Annotated in this window: 19 protein-coding genes; 17 read left to right on the forward strand and 2 right to left on the reverse strand. The window is 69.7% G+C overall.

What is annotated here, in order from left to right:
- The first annotated feature begins 24 nt into the window (after window positions 1–24).
- Complete coding sequence (gene lptE, locus VZQ01_RS34765) at window positions 25–549, forward strand: LPS assembly lipoprotein LptE (protein WP_141332109.1); 525 nt, start codon at window positions 25–27, stop codon at window positions 547–549.
- A gap of 75 nt (window positions 550–624) precedes the next feature.
- Here the strand turns inward: lptE and rpsT are convergent, their stop codons facing one another.
- Both rpsT and mazG read right to left on the reverse strand, forming a co-directional pair.
- Window positions 625–897 (reverse strand): 30S ribosomal protein S20, encoded by a 273-nt coding sequence (gene rpsT / locus VZQ01_RS34770; RefSeq protein WP_141332110.1) that lies wholly within the window; start codon window positions 895–897, stop codon window positions 625–627.
- A 136-nt stretch (window positions 898–1,033) separates the two neighbouring features.
- Window positions 1,034–2,209: a nucleoside triphosphate pyrophosphohydrolase gene (gene mazG, locus VZQ01_RS34775; RefSeq protein ID WP_426745779.1), complete on the reverse strand. Its 1,176-nt coding sequence runs from the start codon at window positions 2,207–2,209 to the stop codon at window positions 1,034–1,036.
- A gap of 152 nt (window positions 2,210–2,361) precedes the next feature.
- Between mazG and VZQ01_RS34780 the strand changes: the two genes are divergently transcribed.
- From VZQ01_RS34780 to fabZ, 16 genes are all read left to right on the forward strand, one after another.
- On the forward strand, window positions 2,362–4,545 hold the full coding sequence (locus tag VZQ01_RS34780) for a tetratricopeptide repeat protein (protein ID WP_426745780.1): 2,184 nt from the start codon (window positions 2,362–2,364) through the stop codon (window positions 4,543–4,545).
- Window positions 4,546–4,547: 2 nt separating this feature from the next.
- Window positions 4,548–5,669, forward strand: coding sequence for a DUF4388 domain-containing protein (locus VZQ01_RS34785; RefSeq protein ID WP_426745781.1), 1,122 nt, complete (start codon window positions 4,548–4,550; stop codon window positions 5,667–5,669).
- An 83-nt stretch (window positions 5,670–5,752) separates the two neighbouring features.
- Window positions 5,753–6,847, forward strand: a complete 1,095-nt coding sequence (locus VZQ01_RS34790; protein WP_141330603.1) for a PhoH family protein — start codon at window positions 5,753–5,755, stop codon at window positions 6,845–6,847.
- Window positions 6,848–6,981: 134 nt separating this feature from the next.
- Window positions 6,982–9,483: an HD family phosphohydrolase gene (locus VZQ01_RS34795; RefSeq protein WP_223745827.1), complete on the forward strand. Its 2,502-nt coding sequence runs from the start codon at window positions 6,982–6,984 to the stop codon at window positions 9,481–9,483.
- Window positions 9,484–9,505: 22 nt separating this feature from the next.
- Window positions 9,506–10,363 (forward strand): rRNA maturation RNase YbeY, encoded by an 858-nt coding sequence (ybeY, locus tag VZQ01_RS34800; RefSeq protein WP_141330607.1) that lies wholly within the window; start codon window positions 9,506–9,508, stop codon window positions 10,361–10,363.
- Window positions 10,364–10,461: 98 nt separating this feature from the next.
- The gene (locus VZQ01_RS34805) at window positions 10,462–11,790 is read left to right on the forward strand and encodes an Lnb N-terminal periplasmic domain-containing protein (protein WP_426745783.1); all 1,329 of its coding nucleotides are present in this window, start codon (window positions 10,462–10,464) and stop codon (window positions 11,788–11,790) included.
- Between the two features lie 78 nt (window positions 11,791–11,868).
- Window positions 11,869–12,991 (forward strand): peptide chain release factor 2 gene (gene prfB, locus VZQ01_RS34810; RefSeq protein WP_223745829.1). Its coding sequence is split into 2 segments (ribosomal slippage): window positions 11,869–11,937 and window positions 11,939–12,991, totalling 1,122 coding nucleotides; the frame shifts between segments, so codons are not numbered across the junction.
- 123 nt (window positions 12,992–13,114) lie between these two features.
- Window positions 13,115–13,741, forward strand: a complete 627-nt coding sequence (locus VZQ01_RS34815; protein WP_223745830.1) for an RNA polymerase sigma factor — start codon at window positions 13,115–13,117, stop codon at window positions 13,739–13,741.
- Entirely contained in the window at window positions 13,738–14,121 is a 384-nt protein-coding gene (locus tag VZQ01_RS34820; protein ID WP_141330615.1) for an anti-sigma factor family protein, read from the forward strand. The genes VZQ01_RS34815 and VZQ01_RS34820 overlap by 4 nt, the downstream gene beginning before the upstream one ends.
- Window positions 14,122–14,194: 73 nt before the next feature.
- Window positions 14,195–15,724, forward strand: coding sequence for a lysine--tRNA ligase (gene lysS / locus VZQ01_RS34825; RefSeq protein WP_223745831.1), 1,530 nt, complete (start codon window positions 14,195–14,197; stop codon window positions 15,722–15,724).
- A gap of 12 nt (window positions 15,725–15,736) precedes the next feature.
- Window positions 15,737–18,136 (forward strand): FtsX-like permease family protein, encoded by a 2,400-nt coding sequence (locus tag VZQ01_RS34830; RefSeq protein WP_223745832.1) that lies wholly within the window; start codon window positions 15,737–15,739, stop codon window positions 18,134–18,136.
- Window positions 18,137–18,138: 2 nt separating this feature from the next.
- A complete protein-coding gene (locus tag VZQ01_RS34835) occupies window positions 18,139–18,813 on the forward strand; it encodes an ABC transporter ATP-binding protein (RefSeq protein WP_046714818.1) in 675 nt (224 codons plus the stop codon).
- A 295-nt stretch (window positions 18,814–19,108) separates the two neighbouring features.
- A complete protein-coding gene (gene bamA, locus VZQ01_RS34840; RefSeq protein WP_426745784.1) occupies window positions 19,109–21,349 on the forward strand; it encodes an outer membrane protein assembly factor BamA in 2,241 nt (746 codons plus the stop codon).
- 103 nt (window positions 21,350–21,452) lie between these two features.
- Window positions 21,453–22,010, forward strand: coding sequence for an OmpH/Skp family outer membrane protein (locus VZQ01_RS34845; protein ID WP_223745834.1), 558 nt, complete (start codon window positions 21,453–21,455; stop codon window positions 22,008–22,010).
- Between the two features lie 12 nt (window positions 22,011–22,022).
- Window positions 22,023–23,087, forward strand: coding sequence for a UDP-3-O-(3-hydroxymyristoyl)glucosamine N-acyltransferase (gene lpxD / locus VZQ01_RS34850; RefSeq protein WP_223745835.1), 1,065 nt, complete (start codon window positions 22,023–22,025; stop codon window positions 23,085–23,087).
- A complete protein-coding gene (gene fabZ / locus VZQ01_RS34855) occupies window positions 23,087–23,554 on the forward strand; it encodes a 3-hydroxyacyl-ACP dehydratase FabZ (RefSeq protein WP_046714814.1) in 468 nt (155 codons plus the stop codon). The genes lpxD and fabZ overlap by 1 nt, the downstream gene beginning before the upstream one ends.
- Window positions 23,555–23,580: the final 26 nt, after the last annotated feature.

The raw sequence follows: 23,580 nt of genomic DNA on the forward strand, positions 1-23,580 counted from the left end.
GCCGGGGCGGGTAGGGTGCCGCCCATGTCGCTCCGCTCGAAGTCCGCCTCACGGCGTCTCCACGTGGCCGTGCTGCTGTCGGGCTTGGGGGTGGGCTCCCTGCTGCTGTCCGGGTGTGGCTACCGCTTCACGCCGCGCGGTGAGGGGCTGCCCGAGGGCGTGAAGTCCGTGTGCGCGCCCATCTTCACCAACGACACGCCGGAGCCCGCGCTGGAGACGCTCTTCACGCGCCACTTCCGCCAGGAGCTGACGCGCGTGGGGCGGCTGGGCAGCGGGGCGTCGTGCGACGCGAAGGTGGAGGGGGCGGTGCTGTCGCTGTGGAGCTCGCCCACCATCGTGGGCCGCTTCTTCCGCGTCGCCGCGACGGTGCGCCTGCGGCTGGTGCGGGAAGGACAGCCACCCCAGGAGACAGTCATCTCGGGGACCGAGGACTACCTGCCGGGGAGCGGAGACATCCTCGAGGCCGAGTCCAACCGTCAGGCGGCCCTGGACCGGTTGGCGCAGGTGCTCATGCGGGATGGGTTCGATCGGCTCGCCAGCACCTGGTGAGGAGGCGCGGAGCCTCCTCCCGGGGAGCCTGTTTCGAGGACTGGGCGGGGACCTGTCGAGGGGCCCCCGGGTGCATCAGGCCTGACGCGCGCTCTTGGCGGCGGCCTTGGCCAGGCGGGAGATGCGGCGCGAGGCGGTGCGCTTGTGGATGACGCCCTTCGTCGCGGCCTTGCTCAGCGCCTTGGAAGCCGCCTTGAGCGCGTCCGTCTTCTTGGCGCCGTCCTTGGAGCCGATGGCCTCCCGGGCGGACTTCACGGCGCTCTTCACGTCCGTGCGGACGGTGACGTTCCGGGCGCGGCGCTTCTGGGACTGACGGTAACGCTTCTCTGCGGACTTGGTGTTGGCCAAGAGAAATCTCCAGCGAAAGGCAGGCTAAAAAGAGGGGCCGTCCTTACTGCGACGCCTCGCAGGCGTCAAGACGGGCGTGTGCGTACGGACGGGTTTTCCGGGCTCCGGACGCGATCAGAAGGCTCTGGCGGGGGAATCACCCAGCCTGGGTGGTGTATTCCCACACCAGCCCGGCGGGGTCCCGGAAGGTCAGCCGCCCGGCGCCCGCTTCGAGCACGGCGCCCGGGGAGGTCCGCTCCACCTGCCGGCGGATCAGCGCCACCGCGTGCTCGGACGGTGCCTCCAGGGTGAGGGTGGCCCCTGTCGCCGCCGTCTTCGCGCGCTGGAAGACCAGCCGGATGGATCCGCTCTCGTAGCGGGCCTCGCCCGCCGGGACAGGGGCCGGGATGATCCACCCGAGCAGGGCCGCCAGCGGCGTCCAGAAGGCGGCCTGGGCCTCCAGATCCACCACGCCCAGGCGCAGGGTGGACAGGGGCGCGCGGGGCAGGGTGGTGGGGGGCGGGAGGGATTTCTCCTGGGCCTTGGCCGCCTGCCAGTGGCGCTCCATGTGCTCCAGGGTGGCTCCGCCGAAGGGGACCCCCTCGGCCCGGAGCGCGGCCTCGATGTGCTGGAAGCGCCGGGTGAAGCGGAGGCTCGCCAGGCGCAGCGCGTCCTCGGCGGGGGTCTTCACGAAGCGCGCGAGGTTGGCGAGCGAGAAGAGGACGTCGCCCAGCTCGTGCTCGATGGCGGCCCTGTCCCCGGAGGCGATGGCCTCGTCCAGCTCGACCAGCTCCTCGGCCAGCTTGCCGCGCACGCCGGCCAGGTCCGGCCAGTCGAAGCCGATGCGGCTGGCCTTCTCGGTGAGCCGCTCGGCGCGCAGCAGGGCGGGCGCGGCGGAGGGGACGCCGTCCAGGACGGAGCCCTCGCTGCCCGTCTTCTTCTTGCGCTCCTCGGCCTTGAGCTTCGCCCAGTTGGCCAGCACCTGCTCGGAGCCGTCCACGCGCTGCTCGCCGAAGACGTGGGGGTGGCGGCGGGTGAGCTTGTCGCTGATGGCCCGGCTGACGTCGGCCATGGTGAACTCACCCCGCTCGGCGGCGAGCTGGGCGTGGAAGACAATCTGGAAGAGCAGGTCTCCCAGCTCTTCACACAGCGGGTGCCAGGGGCCGCCCTCGGTGACGCGGTCCATCTCGTCCAGGACCTCGAAGGCCTCCTCGAGGAGGTAGGGCCGCAGCGTGCCCAGCGTCTGCTCCCTGTCCCAGGGACAGCCGTCCGGGGCCCGCAGCCGCCGCATGATGTCCACCAGACGTTCCAGCTCGGTCCCGGGGGTCCCCATGTCGTTCACGCCTCCCTCGCGCGGGCCGTCCCGCGACATGCCGACCCTGTAACACGTGGTCCTGGCCGGCCGTCCCGGAAAGCCGGTCCTGACCGGACAGGTGGCGTTGTCTTTCGTGGTTCGGCCCGGCTCGCCTATCATCCGAGCCCTGGATGATCCGCTTCCTGCTTCCCTCCCTCCTCCTCTCGGGCCTGATGCTCCTGTCCCCTGCGTCGGCCCTCGCGCAGCTCGAGGCGCCCACGCGCCTCCAGGAGGTGGATCCGGGCCCGCTCGAGCCCGACCTCCAGGATGAGTCCTACGACGCGGCCGGGCCCGAGGACGACACCCCCGTCGAGGACGGCGAGCTCGACGTCGACGAAGAGCAGGATCCGGCCTCCCGGCGCACCGGACGGGGAGAGAAGGCCAGACCGCCTCCCGCGCGCGCCGCCACGCCCACCCCGCCCGTCGTCGAGCCCGCGCCGCCCCCCGTCATTGTGCCCCGCCCCGTGCTGAGCCCCATCCTGACGCCCCGGGTGTCGGACGAGGAGGTGCTCGCGGTGTGGGACCGCTGGCGGCAGGCGCGCTCGACGAACGACGTCGGCACGGCCGAGAAGGCGCAGCAGGAACTCCTGACGCTCAAGCAGGAGCTGCTCGCCGCGGACCTGGAGCCCATCAGCGTCGGCTTCCTCCGCGAGTCCGATGTCCGGCGTCGGGCCGGGGACATGGGCGGCGCGGTGCGGCTGGCCCGGCTCGCGGTGGAGCTGTCGCCCCGGCTCCCGCTGGCGCACTTCGAGCTCGCGGAGCTCTATGCCCAGGAGGACTTCACCGCCGTGGGCCGGGTGCTGGGCGAGCTTCGCGCCGCCTTCCTGTCCCTCGCGTTGGACCCCCGCTACCGGGGGCCGGCGCTGGCGGACCTGGGCTCGCTGTTGCTCCTGGCCTGGTCGGCCACGGCCGTGCTCTTCGTCGCGCTGCTGTTCCTCAGGCGCGTGCGCTACGCGCTGCACGACTTCCACCACCTGCTGCCGCGAGCCGTCGCGCGCTGGCAGTCGGCGCTGCTCGGGGTGCTGCTGCTCGGGCTGCCGCTGACGCTGCCGTGGGGGCTGGTGCCCCGGCTGCTGGTGCTGCTCGCCGTGGTGGCGGCGTACCTGACGAACCGGGAGCGCGTCGTCTCCGCCGTGCTGGTGGCGGGGCTCGGCCTGACGCCGCTCGCCGCGGGGCAGCTCACCCGGGTGACGGCGTTCGCGGGCACGCCCGCCGAGGACGTGTTTCTGTTGGAGCGCGGTGGCCTGTCCGCCGAGGGCGCGGTGGCCCGCGTCAAGGCGCGGCACGAGTCGCGCGCGGCCACCTTCGCGGAGCTCAACGCGCTGGGGCACTACGAGTCGCGCCGTGGCCTGCTGGAGGACGCCCGCACGCACTTCAAGGCAGCCTCGGCCGTGCGCAGCGGGGACGCGCGCCTGTTGACCCGCTTCGGCAACACGCTGGTGGGGCTGGGGGACGTGGACGGCGCCGCGCAGCTCTACGTGCAGGCCTCGCAGGCCGACCCGAGGATGGCCGCGCCGCACTACAACCTGGCGCAGCTCCACCGCCGGCGGGCCAAGACGCTGCCGGACTCGGAGGTGGGCAAGGAACTGGACCGCGCGGCCACGGCGACCGCGTCCGCGCAGGCGCTCGATGGCGAGCTGCTCCGCCGCGAGCCCCCTCCGGATGACCGCTTGCTGCTCAACCGGTTGACGCTCGCGCCCACGGTGCCCGCATCGGAGTGGCTGTCGCTCGCGGACGGCTCGGAGGCGGGGCGGCGGGTGGAGGCGCAGCTGTCCGGCTGGGTGTTGCCGGGCGTGGCGCCGGGGCCGGTGTCCTGGCTGCTTCCCGCCGGCGTGGCGGGGCTGCTGGTGCTCTGGGGCGTTGCGGCGCGACGGCTGAAGGCCGCGAAGGTGTGCGAGCGCTGCGGCCGTCCTGTGTGCACGCGGTGCGACCCGGAGCTGGGCGTGGGCAGCACGCAGTGTGGCCAGTGCGTGAACGTCTTCAGTCGCAGGGGCCTGGTTCCCCAGCAGCTGCGTCAGCGCAAGGCGGATGAAGTGCAGCGGCACCAGGCCTGGGTGGGTCGGGTGACGTACGCGGTGGGCACGCTCCTGTCCGGCGCGGGACACGTCTTCTCCGGGAGCACGGTGCGCGGGGCACTGTACGCCTTCCTGTTCCTCTTCGCGCTGGCCGCCTCGCTGCTGTACCGGGGCCTGGTGCGCGCGCCGTACGCGGACGCGCCGCTGTACCTCAAGCTGGTGCCGGCGGTGCTGCTGCTGGTGGGCATCCACCTGATGTCGCTGCGGGGCCTGGTCCGGCTGCGCAGGGGAGAGGAGTAGCCATGTCCCTGAAGGGAACGCTCAAGGACTTCGGCATCGGCGACATCCTCCAGCTCATCGGCCAGCAGCAGAAGACGGGCTCGCTGCAACTGGAGAACAAGGACCAGGAGGTCCGCATCGGCTTCCGGGACGGCCACATCATCAAGGTCGAGAGCGTCACCCGCAAGCGCAAGGACCTCATCGGCGCCATGCTGGTGCGCGCCGAGCTCATCACCGAGACGCAGCTGGAGGCGGCGCTGGAGACGCAGCGGCGCACCCTGAAGCGGCTGGGCGACGTGCTCGTCTCCAGCCAGGCGCTCACCACCGAGCGCTTCCAGTCGATGATGCAGCTGCAGGCCACGGAGACGCTCTACCGCCTCTTCACGTGGAAGGCCGGCACCTACGAGTTCATCCAGGAGCCCGTGGAGCCCGACGCCGAGGCCATCCGCCCCCTGCGCGCCGAGACGGTGCTCATGGAGGGCTTCCGGATGGTGGACGAGTGGCCCGTCATCCGGAAGTCCATCCACCGCGACGACCTCTCCTTCGAGCGGCTCAAGGCGCTGCCCCCGCCCCGCGAGGGCGAGGAGGGCGGCGAGCTGGGCGTCATCGCGGGCACCGAGCGCCGCGTGTACGACGAAATCGCGCCCGGCCGGGATTTGCGCAAGCTGGTGGATGTCTGCTGCCTGGGCGAGTTCGAGACCTGCAAGGCGCTGCACAACCTGGTGAAGGGCGAGTACGTCCGGGTCATCCACCCCGAGGGCGCAAGGGCTCCGGCCCCAGGTGACGAGCGGCTGCTCTCACGGCTGGTGGGCGCGGTGGGGCGCGTGGTGGCCACCATGCTGGTGCTGGCGGTGCTGGGGGTGGTCGTCTTCCGGGTGGCGCTCTCCGATGCGGAGCGCACGCGCGGGGCCACGGCGTTCGCGGCCCCAGCGGCCCAGCGTCATGTTTCCGATGCCCAACGCGTCCGCATCGAGGCCGCGCTCGAAGTGTTCCGTCTGGAACGGGGTGAGTTGCCGGAGCGGTTGGATGCTTTGGTCCAGGCTGGATTGTTGAGCCCGGAGGAACTCAGATACCCGTGGCGGGAGGAGTACTACTACCGGCGGCAGGCCGCTCGGCGGTTCGTCCTCCTGCCACCCTTGCGCTAGCCTCTGCGTGAAGTCGTCTTTCGGAGCCGGGGGGGCGGCGTTACGTTGAAGACAACTGGTACCGACCCGAGGAACGACCCGCATTGCGAAACCCCGCCACGTTGGAAGCGCCCGCAGCCGCCGTCACCGCCTCCTCCGCCAAGGTGGACGTCCGTGACAACGAGACGGCCCTGGCGCTGTGCGGCAACCAGAACGAAAACCTCAAACTGATGGAGCGACGCCTCGGGGTCCGTGTGGGACAACGGGGGACGGAGTTCCACCTGTCCGGCCCGTCCGACGCGGTGGCCTTCACGGTGCGCCTCCTGGAGAACCTGGAGGGGATGATCCGCGCCGGTCGCCCCATCTACCGCGAGGACGTGGAGCAGGGCATCAAGGTGCTCGGCCGCGGCGCGGAGTCCCTGCAGGAGGTCATGCTCGGCCCGGTCCTCAAGAGCTCCGGCAACCGGCAGATCGCGCCCAAGAGCATCGCCCAGAAGCGCTACGTGGACGCCATCCGCGCCCACGACATCGTCTTCGGCATCGGCCCCGCCGGTACGGGCAAGACGTACCTGGCCATGGCCATGGCGGTGGCCTTCCTCCAGGAGCGCAAGGTCAAGCGCATCATCCTCGCGCGCCCCGCGGTGGAGGCGGGTGAGAAGCTCGGCTTCCTTCCCGGAGACCTGCAGGAGAAGGTGAACCCGTACCTGCGGCCGCTCTACGACGCGCTGCACGACATGATGGCCGCCGAGCGCGCGGCGCACCTGGTGGAGGAGGGCGTGGTGGAGGTGGCTCCGCTGGCGTTCATGCGCGGCCGCACCCTCAACGACGCCTTCGTCATCCTCGACGAGGCCCAGAACACCACCGTGGAGCAGATGAAGATGTTCCTGACGCGCCTGGGCTACAACAGCAAGGCCGTCATCACCGGCGACGTGACGCAGGTGGACCTCCCCACCGGGAAGCTGTCCGGCCTGAACCACGCCCGCGCGGTGCTCAAGAACATCGACGGCATCCACTTCGCGGAGTTCTCTGACGTGGACGTCGTGCGCCACCCGCTGGTCCAGGAGGTCATCCGCGCGTACGACAAGGCGGAGCTGGCGCAGCGCGAGGCCCACGCCGCTCGCGAGGCCGCCCAGGCCACGGCCTCCCCCTCGGAGTCCGCTCCCCTGGTCGCCATCCCGCCGGAGGCCGCCGTCGGCTGAGCACCTGTCGAGGCTTACGTATGCCCACCCGCGCCTACCCTGGCGGGCGGGCATTCGTATTTCCGGCCCCGTGAATATTCCGGGACGCTGCGGCCTTGATGGAGCCACGGCCCCTATCTAGGGTGAGGACCTCCATGGACGAACCGGAACCGCAGCACCCCGCGCCCAGTCCGTTGGACGCGCTCGCAGCACGCTTTGGCCTGGGCCGAGGCGTGTGGGGGCGGCGTGCGGTCCAGGTGTTCCTCCTGCTCCTCGTGTCGGTGGGGGCGGGCTTCGTCATCTCCCCCGGGCTGTACAGCCAGCAGATCCCCGCCCTCTCCGAGGAGAACCTCGGCAAGCCCTTCCGGGCCAGCTCCCCCGCCGGCTTCAAGGCCGCGCGCGACTACGAGGTCGTCCACCGCGCCATGACGGCCCAGCGGCGCCAGGAGGCCCGCTCCGCCGTCAAGCCTGTCTACGACTTGAACCCGGCCGTGGTGGGACACCTGCGCACCGTGGTGCGAGCCTCCTTCGCGACCATGCGCCAGCGGCTGGCGGAGCTGGCCGAGGCCCAGTCGGAGCTGGAGCCGGAGGAGGGCGCCGCCCCGAAGAAGTCGCGCAAGGCCCCGGTGCTGACGCCCGAGCAGGTGGAGCGTGAGCGCCGGACGCGCGAGGAGATGCAGGCGGAGCTCCAAGAGTTGCTCTTCGGCCAGCGCGACGCGGGGCTGGAGGCCGAGGACTTCCAGGCGCTCTACGCGAAGGGGTTCTCGGACGAGGTGGAGACGGCCACCTTGCTGCTGCTGGAACGGGCGTACCGCTCCGAGCAGGGCCCGGTGAACGTGGCGGGCTCCCGGGAGGAGCTGGCCCGCGAGGCCCCCCAGGGCCTCACCGTGCGGGACGTGGTGAACAAGGGCGAGGAGACCCTGCCCAACGGCGCGCCGCAGGTGGCGGACATCCGTGAGGCGCACCAGGAGATGGAGCGCTTCGCCTCCATCCCCGGCAACCTCCTGCCGGACGCGCCCGGTGTGCAGCGCCGCGCGGTGCTGCGGCTGGCCAAGCGGCTGGTGCGCGCCAACCTGACCATCAACATCGCGGAGACGGACGCGCGCCGGCACCAGGCCGCGCAGGCGGTGAAGGACGCCGTCATCTCCATCAAGAAGGGCCAGCGCGTCATCGGCGACGGTGAGCTGGTGAACGAGGGGCACCTCGTGGTGCTGCGCGGCATGCGCGCGGAGACGGACCGGCTGGACCTGGTGCAGGTGCAGCTGGGCGGCACGGGGCTGGTGGCCCTGCTGGTGGTGGCCTCGTACTTCTTCTGCATGACGGCGTTCCGCCGCTTCCGGCCCACGCGCAAGGACGGCGTCCTGCTGGGGATGCTGCTGGTGGGCACGCTGGCGCTCTTGCAGCTCTGGGTGTCCATCGCGGACGCCATCCAGGACCGGTACACGGCGCTGCCCATCGAGGCGCTCTACTACGTGTTCCCGGTGGCCGCGGGCGCCATGCTGGTGCGCTTCATCCTCACGCAGGAGCTGGCGCTCTTCTTCGCGATGGTGTTCGCGTGTCTGGCGGGCGTGATGCTGGGCAACTCGCTGGCGTTCGGCATCTACACGCTGGTGGGCTCGCTGGTGGCGGCCGACCGCATCGTCCGGGCGAAGGACCGCGTGGGCATCTTCCGCGCGGGGCTCGTCACCGGCGCGGCCAACACGGTGGCGGTGCTGTTCCTGTTCCTCGTCGAGGGCAAGGGCCTGACGGCCGACACGGCCATCACCGCGCTGAGCGCGTTCGTCGGCTCGTCGCTGGCGGTGCCGGTGATGGTGATGGCGCTCACGCCGCTCATCGAGATGACGTTCGGCTACGCGTCCGACATCAAGCTGCTGGAGCTGGCGAACCTCAACCACCCGGCGCTCAAGGAGCTCATCGTCCAGGCGCCCGGCACCTACCACCACTCCATCATCATCGGCACGCTGGTGGAGAACGCGGCGGAGACCATCGGCGCCAATCCGCTGCTGGCGCGCTCGTGCGCGTACTACCACGACATCGGCAAGGGTCGGAATCCGCTCTACTTCGGTGAGAACCAGAAGGGCGAGAACCGCCACGACTCGCTGGCCCCCGCGATGAGCGCCGTCATCATCAAGCGCCACGTGACGGAGGGCCTGGAGATGGCGCGCCAGTACCGGCTGCCCAAGCTGGTGGCGGACGCGATTCCGCAGCACCACGGCACGCGCACGGTGGGCTATTTCTACCACAAGGCCTTGAAGGAGCAGGAGGGCAAGGAAGGCGCGCCCCCCATCGACGAGAGCATCTACCGCTACCCGGGACCGAAGCCCCAGTTCCGCGAGGCGGCGCTGGTGATGATCGCCGACGCGGTGGAGGCCTCGACGCGCTCCATGGCGGAGCCCACCACGCCCAAGCTCCAGGCCCAGCTGCAGAAGATCATCAACCTCATCTTCTCCGAGGGGCAGCTCGACGAGTGCGACCTGACGCTGAAGGACCTGAACCTCATCTCCCAGTCCTTCCTGCACACGCTCGAGGGCATCTACCACACGCGTCCGGTGTATCCGGCCGGCGCGGTGGGCGGCGGCAAGGCGCCGCCGCTGGTGGTGGCGGGGGGCAAGGCCGTGGAGACCAAGGACAAGGCACGCTCGGCGGGGGCTTCGTGACAGGGGTGCGAGGAGTGACGGCGTGAGACTGCGCAAGGGCAAGGTCATCCCGAGGGACGACGGCAAGCGCATCGAGGAGTTCGTGGGCGCGGCGACCACCGGCACGGACTCGGCTTCCGTGGCGCGCATGCTGGCGCCGCCGGGCTGGGCGGAGCCGGCGCAGCGGCCGGAGTTCGACGAGGTCGTGCTGGTCCTCAAGGGCGAGCTGACGCTCGTCATCGAGGGCCGCCGCGAGCGCATCGCCGCGGGCGAGGTCGGCCTGGTGCCTCGCGGCAAGCGCGTGGTGTACCGCAACGACGGCAAGGGCGCGTGTGACTACTGGTCCGTCTGCGCCCCGGCCTTCCGCCCCGAGCGCGCGCACATGGAGGCCCCCGCGCCCCCGAAGACGGAGAACGTCGTCACGCTGCAGGTGGCGCACCCCCAGGGCAAGGAGTTCGGCCGGCTGCTCACGACGTGGGCGCGCGACTACCTGACGCGCCTGTCGCTGGCGCACTGCGAGCTGTCGCTGTCGCTCGTCGACGACCGGGCCATCCGCCGGCTCAACCGCACCTGGCGCGACAAGGACAAGGCCACCGACGTGCTGAGCTTCCCCGCGGGCGATTTGCCCAAGGGGACTCCGGGCCCCCGGCCCCTGGGCGACGTGGTCATCTCCCTGGACACGGCGAAGCGGCAGGCCAAGGAGTACGGCCGACCGCTGGAGTCGGAGATGGCGCGCTACCTGGCGCACGGGCTGCTCCACCTGTTGGGGCACGACCACGAGCGCCCGCGCGACGCCAAGCGGATGGCGGCGCTGGAGGAGGAGCTGTTGGGCGAGCGCGGCATGGTGGCGGACTCGCTCCAGGTGGACGCGAAGGCCCGCCGGGCGCGCAGCCTGATGTAGGCCTCGCACGGCTCCCTGTCGGACAATCCGGCATCCTGTCGATTGAGTCGGCCATCGCGCATGATAGGTAGGCCGCCTCCCGCGTGTTGGACACAGCCATGCTCCGCCTGTCGCTCATCGCCCTCGGTCTGCTCGGCTTGTTGCTCGCGTCTCCCGCGCATGCGCAGTCGGGGCTTGTGCCTCCCTGGGGCACGGGCGAGAGCCAGGGCGAGGACCTGGTCATCTCGCTGGCCACGTTCAGCCCCGGCGACGACGTGCCCGCCTGGTGGGGCCACGGCTCGCTGGTGGTCGAGGACCGCAAGCTCGGCGTCTCGCGTCTCTACAACTACGGGATGTTCTCCTTCGACGACGCCATGCTGGCCCGCTTCGCCATGGGTCGCCTGGAGTTCTGGGTGGGGCAGGCCCGCGCGGAGGCCACCTACCGCTACTACCGCGCCGAGGACCGCGACGTCCGCATCCAGGAGCTGAACCTCACCCCGGAGCAGCGCGAGCAGGTCGCCAGGCGCCTGGCCGACAACGTCCTGCCGGAGAACCGCGAGTACCTGTATCACCACTACAACGACAACTGCGTCACGCGTCTGCGGGACATGATCGACGTGGCCACGGGGGGCCAGCTGCGCGAGGCGGACCGGGCGCCGGGGCGGATGACGCTGCGCGAGCACACGCGGCGCTACACCGCGGTGAACCCGCCGATGAGCGTGCTGCTCGACTTCATGATGAACGATGAAATCGACCACCCGATCACCCGCTGGGAGGAGGCCTTCCTCCCGGACGAGTTGGAGCAGCAGGTCGCCTCGCTCCAGGTGAAGGGCGCGGACGGCCAGCTGCGTCCGCTGGTGGCCCGGCAGTGGAACTATTACGTGGCGTCCAACCGCCCGCGTCCTCCCGTCGAGCCTCCGCCCTGGGGACCCTGGATCCTGGCGCTCGGGCTGGGGCTCGGGGGCGCGGCGCTGGGACTCGCCGCCTGGGAGCGCAAGAAGGGCGGCCGGCTGCCCCGGGTGCTGCTCGGGTTGGAGACAGCGCTGCTCGGGCTGGTGCTGGGCATCCCCGGCACGGCGCTCTTCGTCATGTGGCTGGTCACGGACCACACGGTGACGTACCGCAACGAGAACCTCTTTTTGGCCAACCCGCTGACGCTGCTCGCCATCCCCTTCGGCGTGTCCCTCATGCGGGGCAAGAACCCGAAGGCGCGCACGAGGCTGTTCAAGCTCTGGGCGGTGCTGGCGGGCAGCGGCGTGCTGGGCGTGGTGCTCAAGTTGTTGCCGCCGTTCGACCAGGACAACTGGCGGCTCATCGCGCTCATCCTGCCCATCTCCCTGGGGATGGCGGGGGCCTTCGGCCTGGAGCGCCTGCTGGCGCGGCTGCCGGGCGGGGCGCGGACGTCAGCGCGGCGGGACGGGCCCGTCGCTCGGCTCGAGGCGCCCTGAGCCCTTCACCTTCAACCCTTTCACCCGGGCGGTCGGCGAGCGTCGCCGCACGCGTCCGAAGACGAGGAACGACACACCATGGCGAACGATTCGATGGAGAAGATCAACGGCCTCAGGGAGCGCGTGTTGGCGCTCCGGGGGCATCTTTGACCTCGACCGCAAGCGCTCCCGCATCGCGCTGATTGAGCGGGACAGCACGCAGCCGAACTTCTGGGACGACAACACCAAGGCGCAGGCGATGTTGAAGGAGAAGTCCACGCTGGAGCTGAGTGTGGGCGCCTACGACAAGGTGATGCGCGGGCTGGATGACGCGCAGACGCTCCTGGAGCTGGCCGCGGAGGCCGGTGACGAGGACACGGCCCGCGAGGCGGAAGGCTCGCTCGAGGGGCTGGACGGCGAGGTCGCCAAGCTGGAGCTGGCGCGCATGCTCTCCGGCGAGCAGGACCGCAGCAGCTGCTTCATGGACATCAACGCCGGCGCCGGTGGCACGGACTCCATGGACTGGGCGGCCATGCTGCTGCGCATGTACACGCGCTACTGCGAGTCCAAGGGCTGGAAGGTTGAAATCAACGACGAGGTGCCGGGCGAGGAGGCGGGCTTCAAGAACGTCTCGCTGCGCATCGAGGGCGACTTCGCCTACGGCTACCTCAAGGCCGAGGTGGGCGTGCACCGGCTGGTGCGCATCTCCCCCTTCGACGCCAACGCGCGCCGCCAGACGGCCTTCGCGTCCGTGGACGTCTACCCGGAGGTCGATGACACCATTCAAATCGACATCCCGGAGAAGGACATCGACCTGAAGTTCATCCGGGGCGGAGGCGCCGGTGGACAGAAGGTGAACAAGACGTCCTCCACCGCGCAGCTGCGCCACCTGCCCACGGGCATCATCATCACCTGCCAGACGGAGCGCTCGCAGTCGGCCAACAAGGACATGGCCTTCAAGATTCTTCGCGGCCGCCTGTACGAGCTGGAGATGAAGAAGCGCGAGGCCCTGCGCGACGCCGCCGAGGCCGCGAAGAAGGACATCTCCTTCGGCTCGCAGATCCGCTCCTACGTGCTCGCGCCGTACCGCATGGTGAAGGACCTGCGCACCGGCGTGGAGACGGGCAACGTGGACTCGGTGCTGGACGGTGAGCTGGAGGAGTTCATCACCGCGCAGTTGTTGGGCGTGAAGAACCCCAACCGCAACGCGGCGTTGGATTAGTCACAGGTCCGGTGGAACCTTTTCCGCGCCCCGCTGTCGGAAGGCGGCGGGGCAGGGGAAAGGGGTAGGCTTCTGGGGCAGTGGCTCCTCCTGGGATGGAGGGGCCGTCGCGGGAGGACACCGGTGTCACCGGGCGGCGTGCTCGAAATCGGACAGGACGGGCCGGCCGCCGAGGCGTCCGACTCCCGGCGTGAGGACGCGGCCCTGCTGGCGCGCCTGCGTCAGGGGGACTCGGATGCGTTCGAGCAGCTGGTGCGCACCCACCAGGACCGCGTCTACGACTTCTGCGTCCGCATGCTGGGGGACCGCGAGGAGGCGCATGACCTGGTGCAGGAGATCTTCGTCAGCGTGCACCAGAACGTCCGCCGCTTCCGCGAGGACGCGCGGCTGTCCACCTGGCTGTTCCGAATCACGAAGAACCACTGCATCAACCGGCTGAAGTACCTGAAGCGCCGGGGCCGGGGCCGCTCGGAGGAGTACGACGAGACGAGCGAGGCGTGGGTGGATGGCCCGGGCGCCCCGCCCGCGCCCGACGCCGCCCTGGAGTCCGCGCGCGAGCGGGCCCGGGTGCAGTGGGCCATCTCCCAGCTGGACCCCGACGCGCGCGTGCTGGTGGCGCTGCGCGACATCGAGGGGCTGAGCTACGACGAAATCGTGGACATCACGGAGTTGCCCGAGGGCACCGTGAAGAGCCGGCTGCACCGCGCGCGCGAGAAGCTGGCCAATCTCCTGGGGCGGCTTGAGCCATGAGCCAATTCCATCGCAGACTCCCGGACGTGGACCCGCGGATGAACCACCGCGAGGCGAGGGCCCTGTTCCTCGCGCTCGCCGACGACGAGCTGCCCGCCCCCCAGGCGCAGGCGGTGCGCACGCACCTGGACGGCTGCGACGAGTGCCGCCACGGGTGGGAGGGTTATTCGCGCACGGTGCAGCGCGTGCGGGGTGTGCAGAAGGAGAAGGCCCCCCCGGCCCTGGCGTCGCTGGTGATGACGCGCGTGCGCCGCCAGCGCCGCTTCGGCCTCAAGGGCCTGCACATGGCGCATATGAACCACCGCTTCCCGGTGGAGATCCTCATCCCCCTGCTCCTGGCCGCCGCCGTGGCCGCCTTCCTGGTGATGGCCGCCCCCTGAAGCTTCCCGATGTGTTGCGTTGCGTCCCGGGGGAGCCTTGGCTACGGTGCCGCGCCTCTTGGAAGGGCGCGCGATGGCTGAAGACCAGAACAACGACCTGGGTTCGAAGGAGCAGGAAATCTACGAGCAGCGGCTGGAGAAGGCCGCGAAGTGGCGCGAGGCCGGCTTCAACCCGTACGGCAACGGCCACGCTCCCCAGCACCTCGCCGCCGACATCCTCGCCAAACATGCGGACTCCACCCCGGAGTCGCTCGAGCAGACCCCCGTCACCTACGACGTCGCGGGCCGGCTGGTCGCCATGCGCTCGTTCGGCAAGGCCGCCTTCATCAAGCTGCGGGACCGCTCGGGCGAAATCCAGGTCCACATGAAGAAGGACGCGCTGGCGGACGCGTACGAGGTCTTCAAGCTGTGTGATCTGGGCGACTTCCTGGCCGTCACCGGCACGCTGTTCCGCTCGAAGACGGGCGAGCTGACCCTGGCCGCGACGAAGTTCTCCCCGCTGACCAAGTCGCTGCGCCCGCTGCCGGAGAAGTGGCACGGCCTGACGGACGTGGAGAGTCGCTACCGCCAGCGCTACCTGGACCTGGTGTCCAACCCGGACGTGAAGCAGACGTTCCTGCGCAGGAACAAGCTGGTCCGCTTCATCCGCTCCTTCCTCGACGGGCGTGACTTCATCGAGGTGGAGACGCCCATGATGCACCCGCTGGTGACGGGCGCCGCCGCGCGGCCGTTCTCCACGCACCACAACGCGCTCGACATCGACCTGTACATGCGCATCGCTCCGGAGCTGTACCTGAAGCGACTGGTGGTGGGCGGCCTGGAGCGCGTCTACGAGGTGAACCGGAACTTCCGCAACGAGGGCATCAGCACCCGGCACAACCCCGAGTTCACCATGCTCGAGTTCTATCAGGCGTACGCCACGTACGAGGACCTGATGGACCTGAGCGAGGAGATGATTTCGGAGGCGGCCAAGGCCGTCACCGGCGACTCCAAGGTGAAGTACGGCGAGCACGTGATTGACTTCGGCAAGGGCTGGAAGCGCATCTCCATGACGGAGGCCATCCGCGAGGCGCTGGGCAGCGCGCTGTCCGACAAGGACATGTCGGACGAGGGCAAGCTGCGCCACGAACTGCTCAAGACGACGCGCGGCGAGGCCGAGCGCCGCGCCGTGGACACGATGACGCACGGGGAGCTGGTGGGCGCGCTCTTCGAGGCCCACGTCGAGCACACCCTGATCCATCCCACCTTCATCACCCATTTCCCCACCGCCGTCTCGCCGCTGGCCCGGCGCAACGACCAGAATCCGGAAATCGCGGACCGGTTCGAGCTGTTCGTGGCGGGTCGGGAAATCGCCAACGCGTTCTCCGAGCTCAACGACCCGCTGGACCAGAAGGGCCGCTTCCAGGCCCAGCTCGACGCCAAGCAGCGCGGACAGCAGGAGACGATGGACTACGACGAGGACTACATCCGCGCCCTGGAGCACGGCATGCCCCCCACGGCGGGTGAGGGCATCGGGATTGATCGCCTCGCGATGCTGTTCACGGATTCGCAGAGCATCCGCGACGTCATCCTTTTTCCGCTCCTCAAGCCACTGGCGAAGTAGCCAGGAGGCCAAGTGCACTCGGCAGAACGGCAGACCGTCCATCGCTGGAGTCTCATCTGGGCCGGAGGACTCGTGGCCCTGGTGGGCCTCATCCTCGTCGGCCTCTCCATCTCCGCCTCCGAGGCGTGGGCGGAGGTGGCCTCGGCCCTGGGCCTGTCGCTCTTCGGTTGGGGTGGGGTGGCCCAGCTCGTCGACGGCGTGATGCTGCTGCCGGCGCAGGCCGCCGCGAAGCAGTCGCTCCCCCTGGGCAGCCCCGGCTTCCTCTGGTCGGGGGCGCTCGCCTGGCTGGTGGGCTGGGGGCTCATCGCCTCCGGCATCCGCCGCGCGCCCGAGCCCACGGAAGGCCCGAGCCCCGCGGCCGGCGCCCCGCTGTATCCTCGCCTGGCGCGCTACCGGGACTTCTACTGGAGCACCCTGGCGGCGTACGGCGGCGGCATCCTGCTGGCGGAGCTGGTGCTGGTGCTGCTCCAGACGGTGCTCTCCAGCGGCGTGCCCTCCACGGACCTGTCCTCCGCGCGTGACGCGGGCGGCGGTGGCTTGTCGCTCCCGCCCACGGGGGCGTTCGCCATCGCCCTGGTCGTCGCGGGCCTGGTCGCCTTCATCTCCGGCTTCGTGGGCGCTTCGCGCGCGCAGCGGCTCGCGCTGCCCGAGGCCACCATCGGCGTGCTCTACCTGGGCCTGCCGGTCCCCATCCTGCTCACGCTGATGGAGCGGATTCCGTCGCTCCAGCTCGCGCTCGGCTACCGGCTGCGCGAGGTGACGTATGTCGCGGGATTGCTGGGCCGCCCGGAGCTGGCGTACTGGCTGACCTTCACCGGGCTGGTGCTGGCGCTGGTGCTCGGCATCAACACGGGCTTCATCGCCGCCGGCAGCGGGCGCGTGGACCTGAAGCTCGGCTTCGAGCTGTTCGTCGCGCGCCGCCACGTGGCGGTGTTCCGCCCGTCGCTCCTGTTGGGGACGCTGGCGGTGCTGATGTTCGGCATCATCCCGCCGCTGCTCGTCTACTTCATCATCCGCGCCGCCGAGGCCGCGGTGGAGAAGACGCGCATCCGCTCGCTGGGCCTGTCGGACCCGCTGGCCGCTTCCGAGGCGCTGCACAAGCTGAAGCTGCGCGAGCAGTCGCCGACCATGATGATGACCGCGCTGTCGGTGGGCGGCGTGGGCGTGGGGGTCATGGCGCTCATCATCGTGCTGTCGGTGATGAGCGGCTTCGAGGCGGACCTGCAGCAGAAGATCCTCGGCACCAACGCGCACGCGGTGGTGTCGCGCTACGCGGGGGACCTGCCCGAGTACCCCAAGGTCATGGAGACCATCCGCAAGGTCCCGGGCATCGCGGGGCAGACGCCGTTCATCATCAACCAGGTGATGATCGCGTCCGAGGGCAACGTCGACGGCGTCATCATCAAGGGCATCGACCCGAAGACGGTGGGCGACGTGACGGACCTGCCCCGGAACATCCTGGGCGGCGGCTCGCTCGACATCCTCTACACGCCGGAGAAGATCCTCTCGCGTGGCGGGGACGACGAGGAGTCCGAGACCCCGGCGGGGGAGGGTGACGAGGCGCCCGCGGAGGACGACATCATCCGCCGCACCGGCCCCGCCAAGAAGGCGGCGGCGGTGCTGCCCGGCATCGTGATTGGCCGGGAGCTGGCCGCGTCCCTGCGCGTGGTGGTGGGGGACCGCGTCAACGTCGTGTCCCCGCTGGGCACCGAGCTGTCCCCGTCCGGCCCCGTCCCCAAGAACCGCGCCTACCGGGTGGCGGCCATCTTCTACTCGGGGATGTACGAGTACGACTCCAAGTTCGTCTACATCCTGCTCAAGGAAGCGCAGGACTTCTTCGGCGTCCAGGGCGCGTCCGGCATCGAATTGAAGGTGCTCGACATCGACGACGCGCGCCGCATCGCCGGGCAGGTGGTGAAGGCGCTGGGCGGCTACCCCTACCGGGCCCGCGACTGGGGCGAGATGAACAAGAACCTCTTCTCCGCGCTGCGCCTGGAGAAGCTGGTGATGGGCATCATCCTCTCCATCATCATCATCGTCGCCGCGGGCCTCATCGTCGCCACCGTCATCATGCTCGTGCTGGAGAAGCGCAAGGAGATCTCCGTGCTCAAGGCGCTGGGCGTCCCCGATGGCGGCATCGTGAAGATCTTCCTCGCCGAGGGGCTCCAGATTGGCGTCGCCGGCGGCCTGCTGGGCCTGTTCTCCGGCCTGTCGTGGTGCCTCTTCATCGAGAAGGTCGGCATCAAGCTGGACCCCGAGGTCTATTACATCCCCGCGCTGCCGGTGCGCGTGGAGCCCCTGCAGACCGCGCTGGCCGTCGTCATCGCGGTGCTCGTCACGTACCTGGCCTCCATCTACCCGGCCCTCAAGGCCAGCAGCGTGGAGCCGGTGGAAGGGTTGAAGGCGGAGTAGCCATGACGCTGTTGTCCATCCGCAACGTCTTCAAGAGCTACTTCCTGCACGGCAAGCGCATCGACGTGCTGCGCGCGGTGTCGCTCGACATCGGCAAGGGAGAGCTCGTCTCGCTGGTGGGCGCCTCCGGCGCGGGGAAGAGCACCTTCCTGCACGTGCTGGGCACCCTGGACGCGCCGGCCGCGGGGGAGGTCTTCTTCGAGGGCCGCTCCGTGTTCGCCATGAACGACGCGGAGATCGCCGAGTTCCGCAACCAGACGATGGGCTTCGTCTTCCAGAGCCACTACCTGCTGCCGGAGTTCACCGCCCTGGAGAACGTGGCCATGCCCGCGCTCATCCAGCGCAAGGACCGCGCCGGGGCCTATACCTACGCCCGGGAGCTCCTGGAGCGGGTGGGACTGGGACAGCGGGTGGACCACAGGCCGGGGGAACTGTCCGGTGGTGAAGCCCAGCGGGTGGCCCTGGCGCGCGCCCTGGTGCTCAAGCCCGCCGTCCTGCTCGCCGACGAGCCGACCGGCAACCTGGACCCGGCCACGGGCGAGGGCATCCATCAGCTCCTGAGGGACGTCAACCGGGACCTGGGCATCACCGCCGTGGTCGTCACCCACAATGAAACCCTGGCCCGTTCCATGCCCCGCCGCCTGCGGTTGGCAGGGGGGCAGGTGTCGGAGGCTTGATGGCTCCGCGCTTTTGGATTGAGGGTCTTCGGCCCCTTCTCGTAGATTGCCCCGCCTTTTCCTGGCCGGTCTCCCCTTGAGGCACCCCGTTCTGTCGCGCAAGTCACTGCTCCCGCTGCTAGCGGTCGTCCTGTGGTCGCTCGTGCCCGGCTCCGTCCAGGCGCAGGTGAACGGGGGTGCGCCTTCCGAGGCCCCGGTTCCGAGCTCCCCCGCGCCCGCAACCCCGACTCCCGCGCGTCCCCCGGACGCCCCCGTCGACGAAGAGGCTCCCCCCGAGGACGGCGACCCCGACCGGGTGGTGGAGATTCGCGTCGAGGGCAACAAGCGCGTGGAGGCCGAGGCCATCCGCCGCGCCCTGCGCACCCGGGTGGGCCAGACGCTGGACGCGTCCAAGTCCGCCGAGGACCTCCGCGCCGTCTGGGCCCTGGGCTACTTCACCAACGTGGAGCTGCTCGTGCAGCGGCTGCCCCGGGGCGTGGCCTACGTCGTCCGCGTGGAGGAGCGGCCCATCGTCCGGGCCGTGAACCTCAAGGGCAACGAGGAGCTCAGCCGCGACGACCTCAAGGACGAGCTCGACGCCAAGCCCAACACCATCCTGGACATGGAAGCCGTGCGCAGCACGGTGAAGAAGATCCAGGCCAAGTACGTGGAGAAGGGCTACTTCCTCGCCGAGGTGACCCACCAGATCAAGCCCTCCGAGACGGGGGGCAGCGTGGACGTCATCATCATCATCAACGAGCACGCCAAGGTGATGGTGAAGCAGATCACCTTCATCGGCGCGGAGAAGGTCCCCGCCCAGGAGCTCAAGGAGACGATGATCACCCGCGAGGGTGGCTACTTCTCCTTCTTCACCGGCGAGGGCACCTACCGCGAGGAGGCCTTCCAGCGCGACCTGGCCGTCATCCAGATCGCCTACTTCGACCGGGGCTTCATCAACGTCAAGATCGACAAGCCCACCGTCCAGCTCTCCGCCGACAAGCGCTACATCTACATCACCCTGCGCATCGAGGAGGGTGAGCCCTACGACATCGGGAAGATCGACTTCTCCGGCGACCTGCTCGACGACGTGTCGAAGGAGCGCATGGCGCAGCTGATGAAGTCGACGCCGGGCCAGCGCTTCAACCGCTCGCAGCTGTCGCAGGACATCGTCGGCCTGTCGGACGTGTATTACGACCGGGGCTACGCGTACGCGAACATCAACCCCGTCACCAGCGTCAACGCCAACAACCGCACGGTGGACCTGACCTTCGACGTGCAGAAGGGCCCGCAGGTCACCATCGAGCGCATCAACGTCGTCGGCAACAGCAAGACGCGCGACAAGGTCATCCGCCGCGAGCTGCGCGTCTACGAGGGCGAGCTGTACAGCGGCACCGGCGTGCGCCGCAGCAAGGACCGCGTCACCGCGCTGGGCTTCTTCGAGACGGTGGAGATCACCCAGAGCGCCGGCAGCACCGACGACACCATCGTCCTCCAGGTGGAGGTGAAGGAGAAGGCCACCGGCACCTTCCAGGTGGGCCTGGGCTTCTCCAACGTGGAGAACTTCATCTTCACGGCGCAGATCGCCCAGAACAACTTCCTGGGCTGGGGCCAGAGCGTCTCCGCGTCCGCGCAGATCTCCGGCCTGCGCTCGCTGGTGCAGCTGTCGTTCTACGACCCGTACTTCCTGGACACGAACTACCTCCTGTCCGCGGAGTTCTTCCGCGTCCAGGCCGACTACGACGGCTTCATCCGCAACTCCACCGGCGGCACCGTCTCCATCGGCTACCAGTTCATCGACGACCTGCTGGGCACCATCGGCTACACGCGTGAATGGGTGAACGTGGAGGCGGGCTCCAACCTGGGCGCGGTGCTGCTGGCCAACCAGTTCCTGTCCGGCACCACCAGCGCGGCGCGCCTGTCGCTCTCGTTCGACCGCCGCGACAACCGCCTGTTCCCCTCGCGCGGCTTCATCCACTTCGGCTCGGTGGAGCTGGCCCCGGACTTCCTGGGCGGCACGTTCCTCTTCAACCGGTACACCGCGTACTCGCGCCTGTACTTCCCCATGCCGCTGGGCTTCGTCTTCAAGACGAACGCCACCATCGGCTACATCCAGCAGCTCGACTCGAACAAGCCGCTGCCCATCTCCGAGCTGTACTACGTGGGTGGCATCAACAGCGTCCGCGGCTACTACCTGCGCAGCATCAGCCCCTCGGTGAAGGTGCCCCGCTCCGGCAGTCCGGACGCCACCGTCACGGACTTCCTCGTCGGCGGCAACAAGCAGCTCGTCTTCAACTTCGAGCTGGAGTTCCCCATCTTCGAGAAGGCCGGCCTGAGGGGTGTGCTCTTCTACGACGCCGGCAACGCCTTCGCGTCGAGCGAGCGCTTCTTCCAGGACCGACAGAACGACCTGCCGCTCGGCCTCTTCCACTCGGCGGGCTTCGGGTTCCGGTGGTTCAGCCCCATCGGCCCGCTGCGCTTCGAGTGGGGCATCCCGCTCACCAGGCGGCCGGAGGACGACCGGATTCTGTTCGAGTTCACTATCGGCAACTTCTTCTGATAAGCCGTCGCCTGTCGTCCCGGCCCCGCCCTGGCGGGAAGGGTTGAACAAGCCCGGGCGTCTGACGTCGGACCCTGTACCCTTCCCTGAGGAGCTGTTGAACATGTCGCTTCGCACCACTGTCGCGGCCTTGGCCGCCGTCCTGTCGCTTGCCCTGCCGGTGGCCGCCTCGGCCGCCGAACTGAAGGTCGCCTACGTGGACCTCCAGCGCGTCCTGCTCGAGGTGGATGACGGCAAGGCCGCCAAGGCCCGTCTCCAGAAGTGGTTGGATGACAAGCAGAAGGAGATCGACAAGGAGCAGACCGCCCTGCGCGCCGAGAAGGAGACGCTCGACAAGCAGGCGAGCGCGATGACGGCCGAGGTGCGCGCCCAGAAGGAGGGCGAGCTGCAGAAGAAGGTGATGGTGCTCGCCCAGAAGTGGGAGAAGAGCCGGGGCGAGGCGGCCAACAAGGAGCGCCAGGAGATGGAGCCCATCATCAACAAGATCGACCAGGTGGTGGCCTCCATCGCGCAGCGCGATGACCTGGGCATGGTCCTGGACAAGCGGGACTCGGGCATCGTCTTCGCGAAGGCCCAGTACGACATCTCCAACGAGGTCATCCGGGCCTACAACGGCTCCGGCAAGAAGACGACGGCGGCCAAGGACGCCCCGACGAAGTAGCCCCGCGCTCCCGTGAAGACCTCTCCCGCACCCCGACGGCTCGGGGAGCTCGCCGCCCTCGTCGGTGGCGAGCTTCTCGGCGACCCTGAGCAGCTCATCCACGGACTCAACGGGCTCGAGGAAGCCGGCCCGGGAGACGTGTCCTTCTACGGAAACACGCGCTACCGCCGCCAGTTCGAGGCCTCCCGCGCCTCGGCCGTGCTGGTGGGCACCAGCGAGCCGGCCCGCGAGGGCGTGGCGCTGGTGCGCGTGTCCAATCCGCACCTGGCCTACGCGCGGCTCTTGCGCGTGTTCCACCCCGACGTGCGTCCCGCCCCCGGCATCCGCCCGGGCGCGTGGGTGCACCCGGAGGCCACCGTGCACCCGGAGGCCAGCGTGCTCGCCGGCGCGACGGTGGAGGCGGGCGCGAAGGTGGGCGCGCGCTCGGTGCTGTATCCCGGCGCCTACGTGGGCGAGCACGCCTCCGTCGGCGAGGACAGCGTGCTGCACCCCAACGTCACGGTGCGCGAGCGCTGTGTGGTGGGCTCGCGCGTCATCCTCCACGCCGGCAGCGTGGTGGGCGCGGACGGCTTCGGCTTCGCCTTCGACCCGGAAGGGGAAGACGGGCCCCAGCACTTCAAGATTCCCCAGGTCGGCATCGTCCGCATCGAGGACGACGTCGAGGTGGGCGCGTGCACCTGCATCGATCGCGCGACGGTGGGCGAGACGGTGGTGGGGCGCGGCACCAAGCTCGACAACCTGGTGCAGATCGCCCACAACGTCCGCGTGGGGCCGCTGGCGCTCATCTGCGCGCAGGCGGGCGTGTCCGGCTCGGCCGAGGTGGGCACCGGCGTGGTGCTCGCGGGCCAGGTGGGCGTGGTGGGCCACATCCGCGTGGGTGACCTGGCCAAGGTCGGCGCCCAGTCCGGCGTGGCCCATGACGTCCCCGACGGACAGATCGTGAGCGGCAGCCCGGCCATCCCCCACCGTGAGTGGCTCCGGGCCAGCGCGGCCTCGGGGCAGGTGGCGGACCTGCTCAAGGAAATGCGCGCCCTGCGCAAAAGGGTGGAGCAGCTCGAGAAGGAGAAGGGCCCGTGATGGACATCGGCGAAATCCAGAACCTGCTGCCGCACCGGTACCCGTTCCTCCTCATCGACCGGGTGGTGGAGATTGTTCCCGGCCAGCGCATCACCGCCTACAAGAACGTCACCATCAACGAGCCCTTCTTCAACGGCCACTTCCCCGGCCACCCGGTGATGCCCGGCGTGCTCATCCTGGAGGCGCTCGCCCAGGCCTCGGCCATCCTCGCGTACAAGAGCGAGAACATGGACCCGAGCCAGAAGGTGACCTACCTGATGGGCGTGGACGGGGCGCGCTTCCGCAAGCCGGTGGTGCCCGGAGACAGGCTGCAGCTGGGAATCGAAGTGCTGCGCCACAAGGGCGCCGTGTGGAAGACGAAGGGCACGGCGACGGTGGATGGCGTGAAGGTCGCCGAAGGCGAGTTCCTGGCCACGGTGGTGGACAAGGACAAGGGCGCGACGGCGGAAGAGGGCGCGGCGTCCTGACCGCGGGCCCGCGAGGTAGAGGAGAC

It is taken from the genome of Myxococcus faecalis (assembly GCF_050039385.1).
Lineage (GTDB): Bacteria > Myxococcota > Myxococcia > Myxococcales > Myxococcaceae > Myxococcus > Myxococcus fulvus.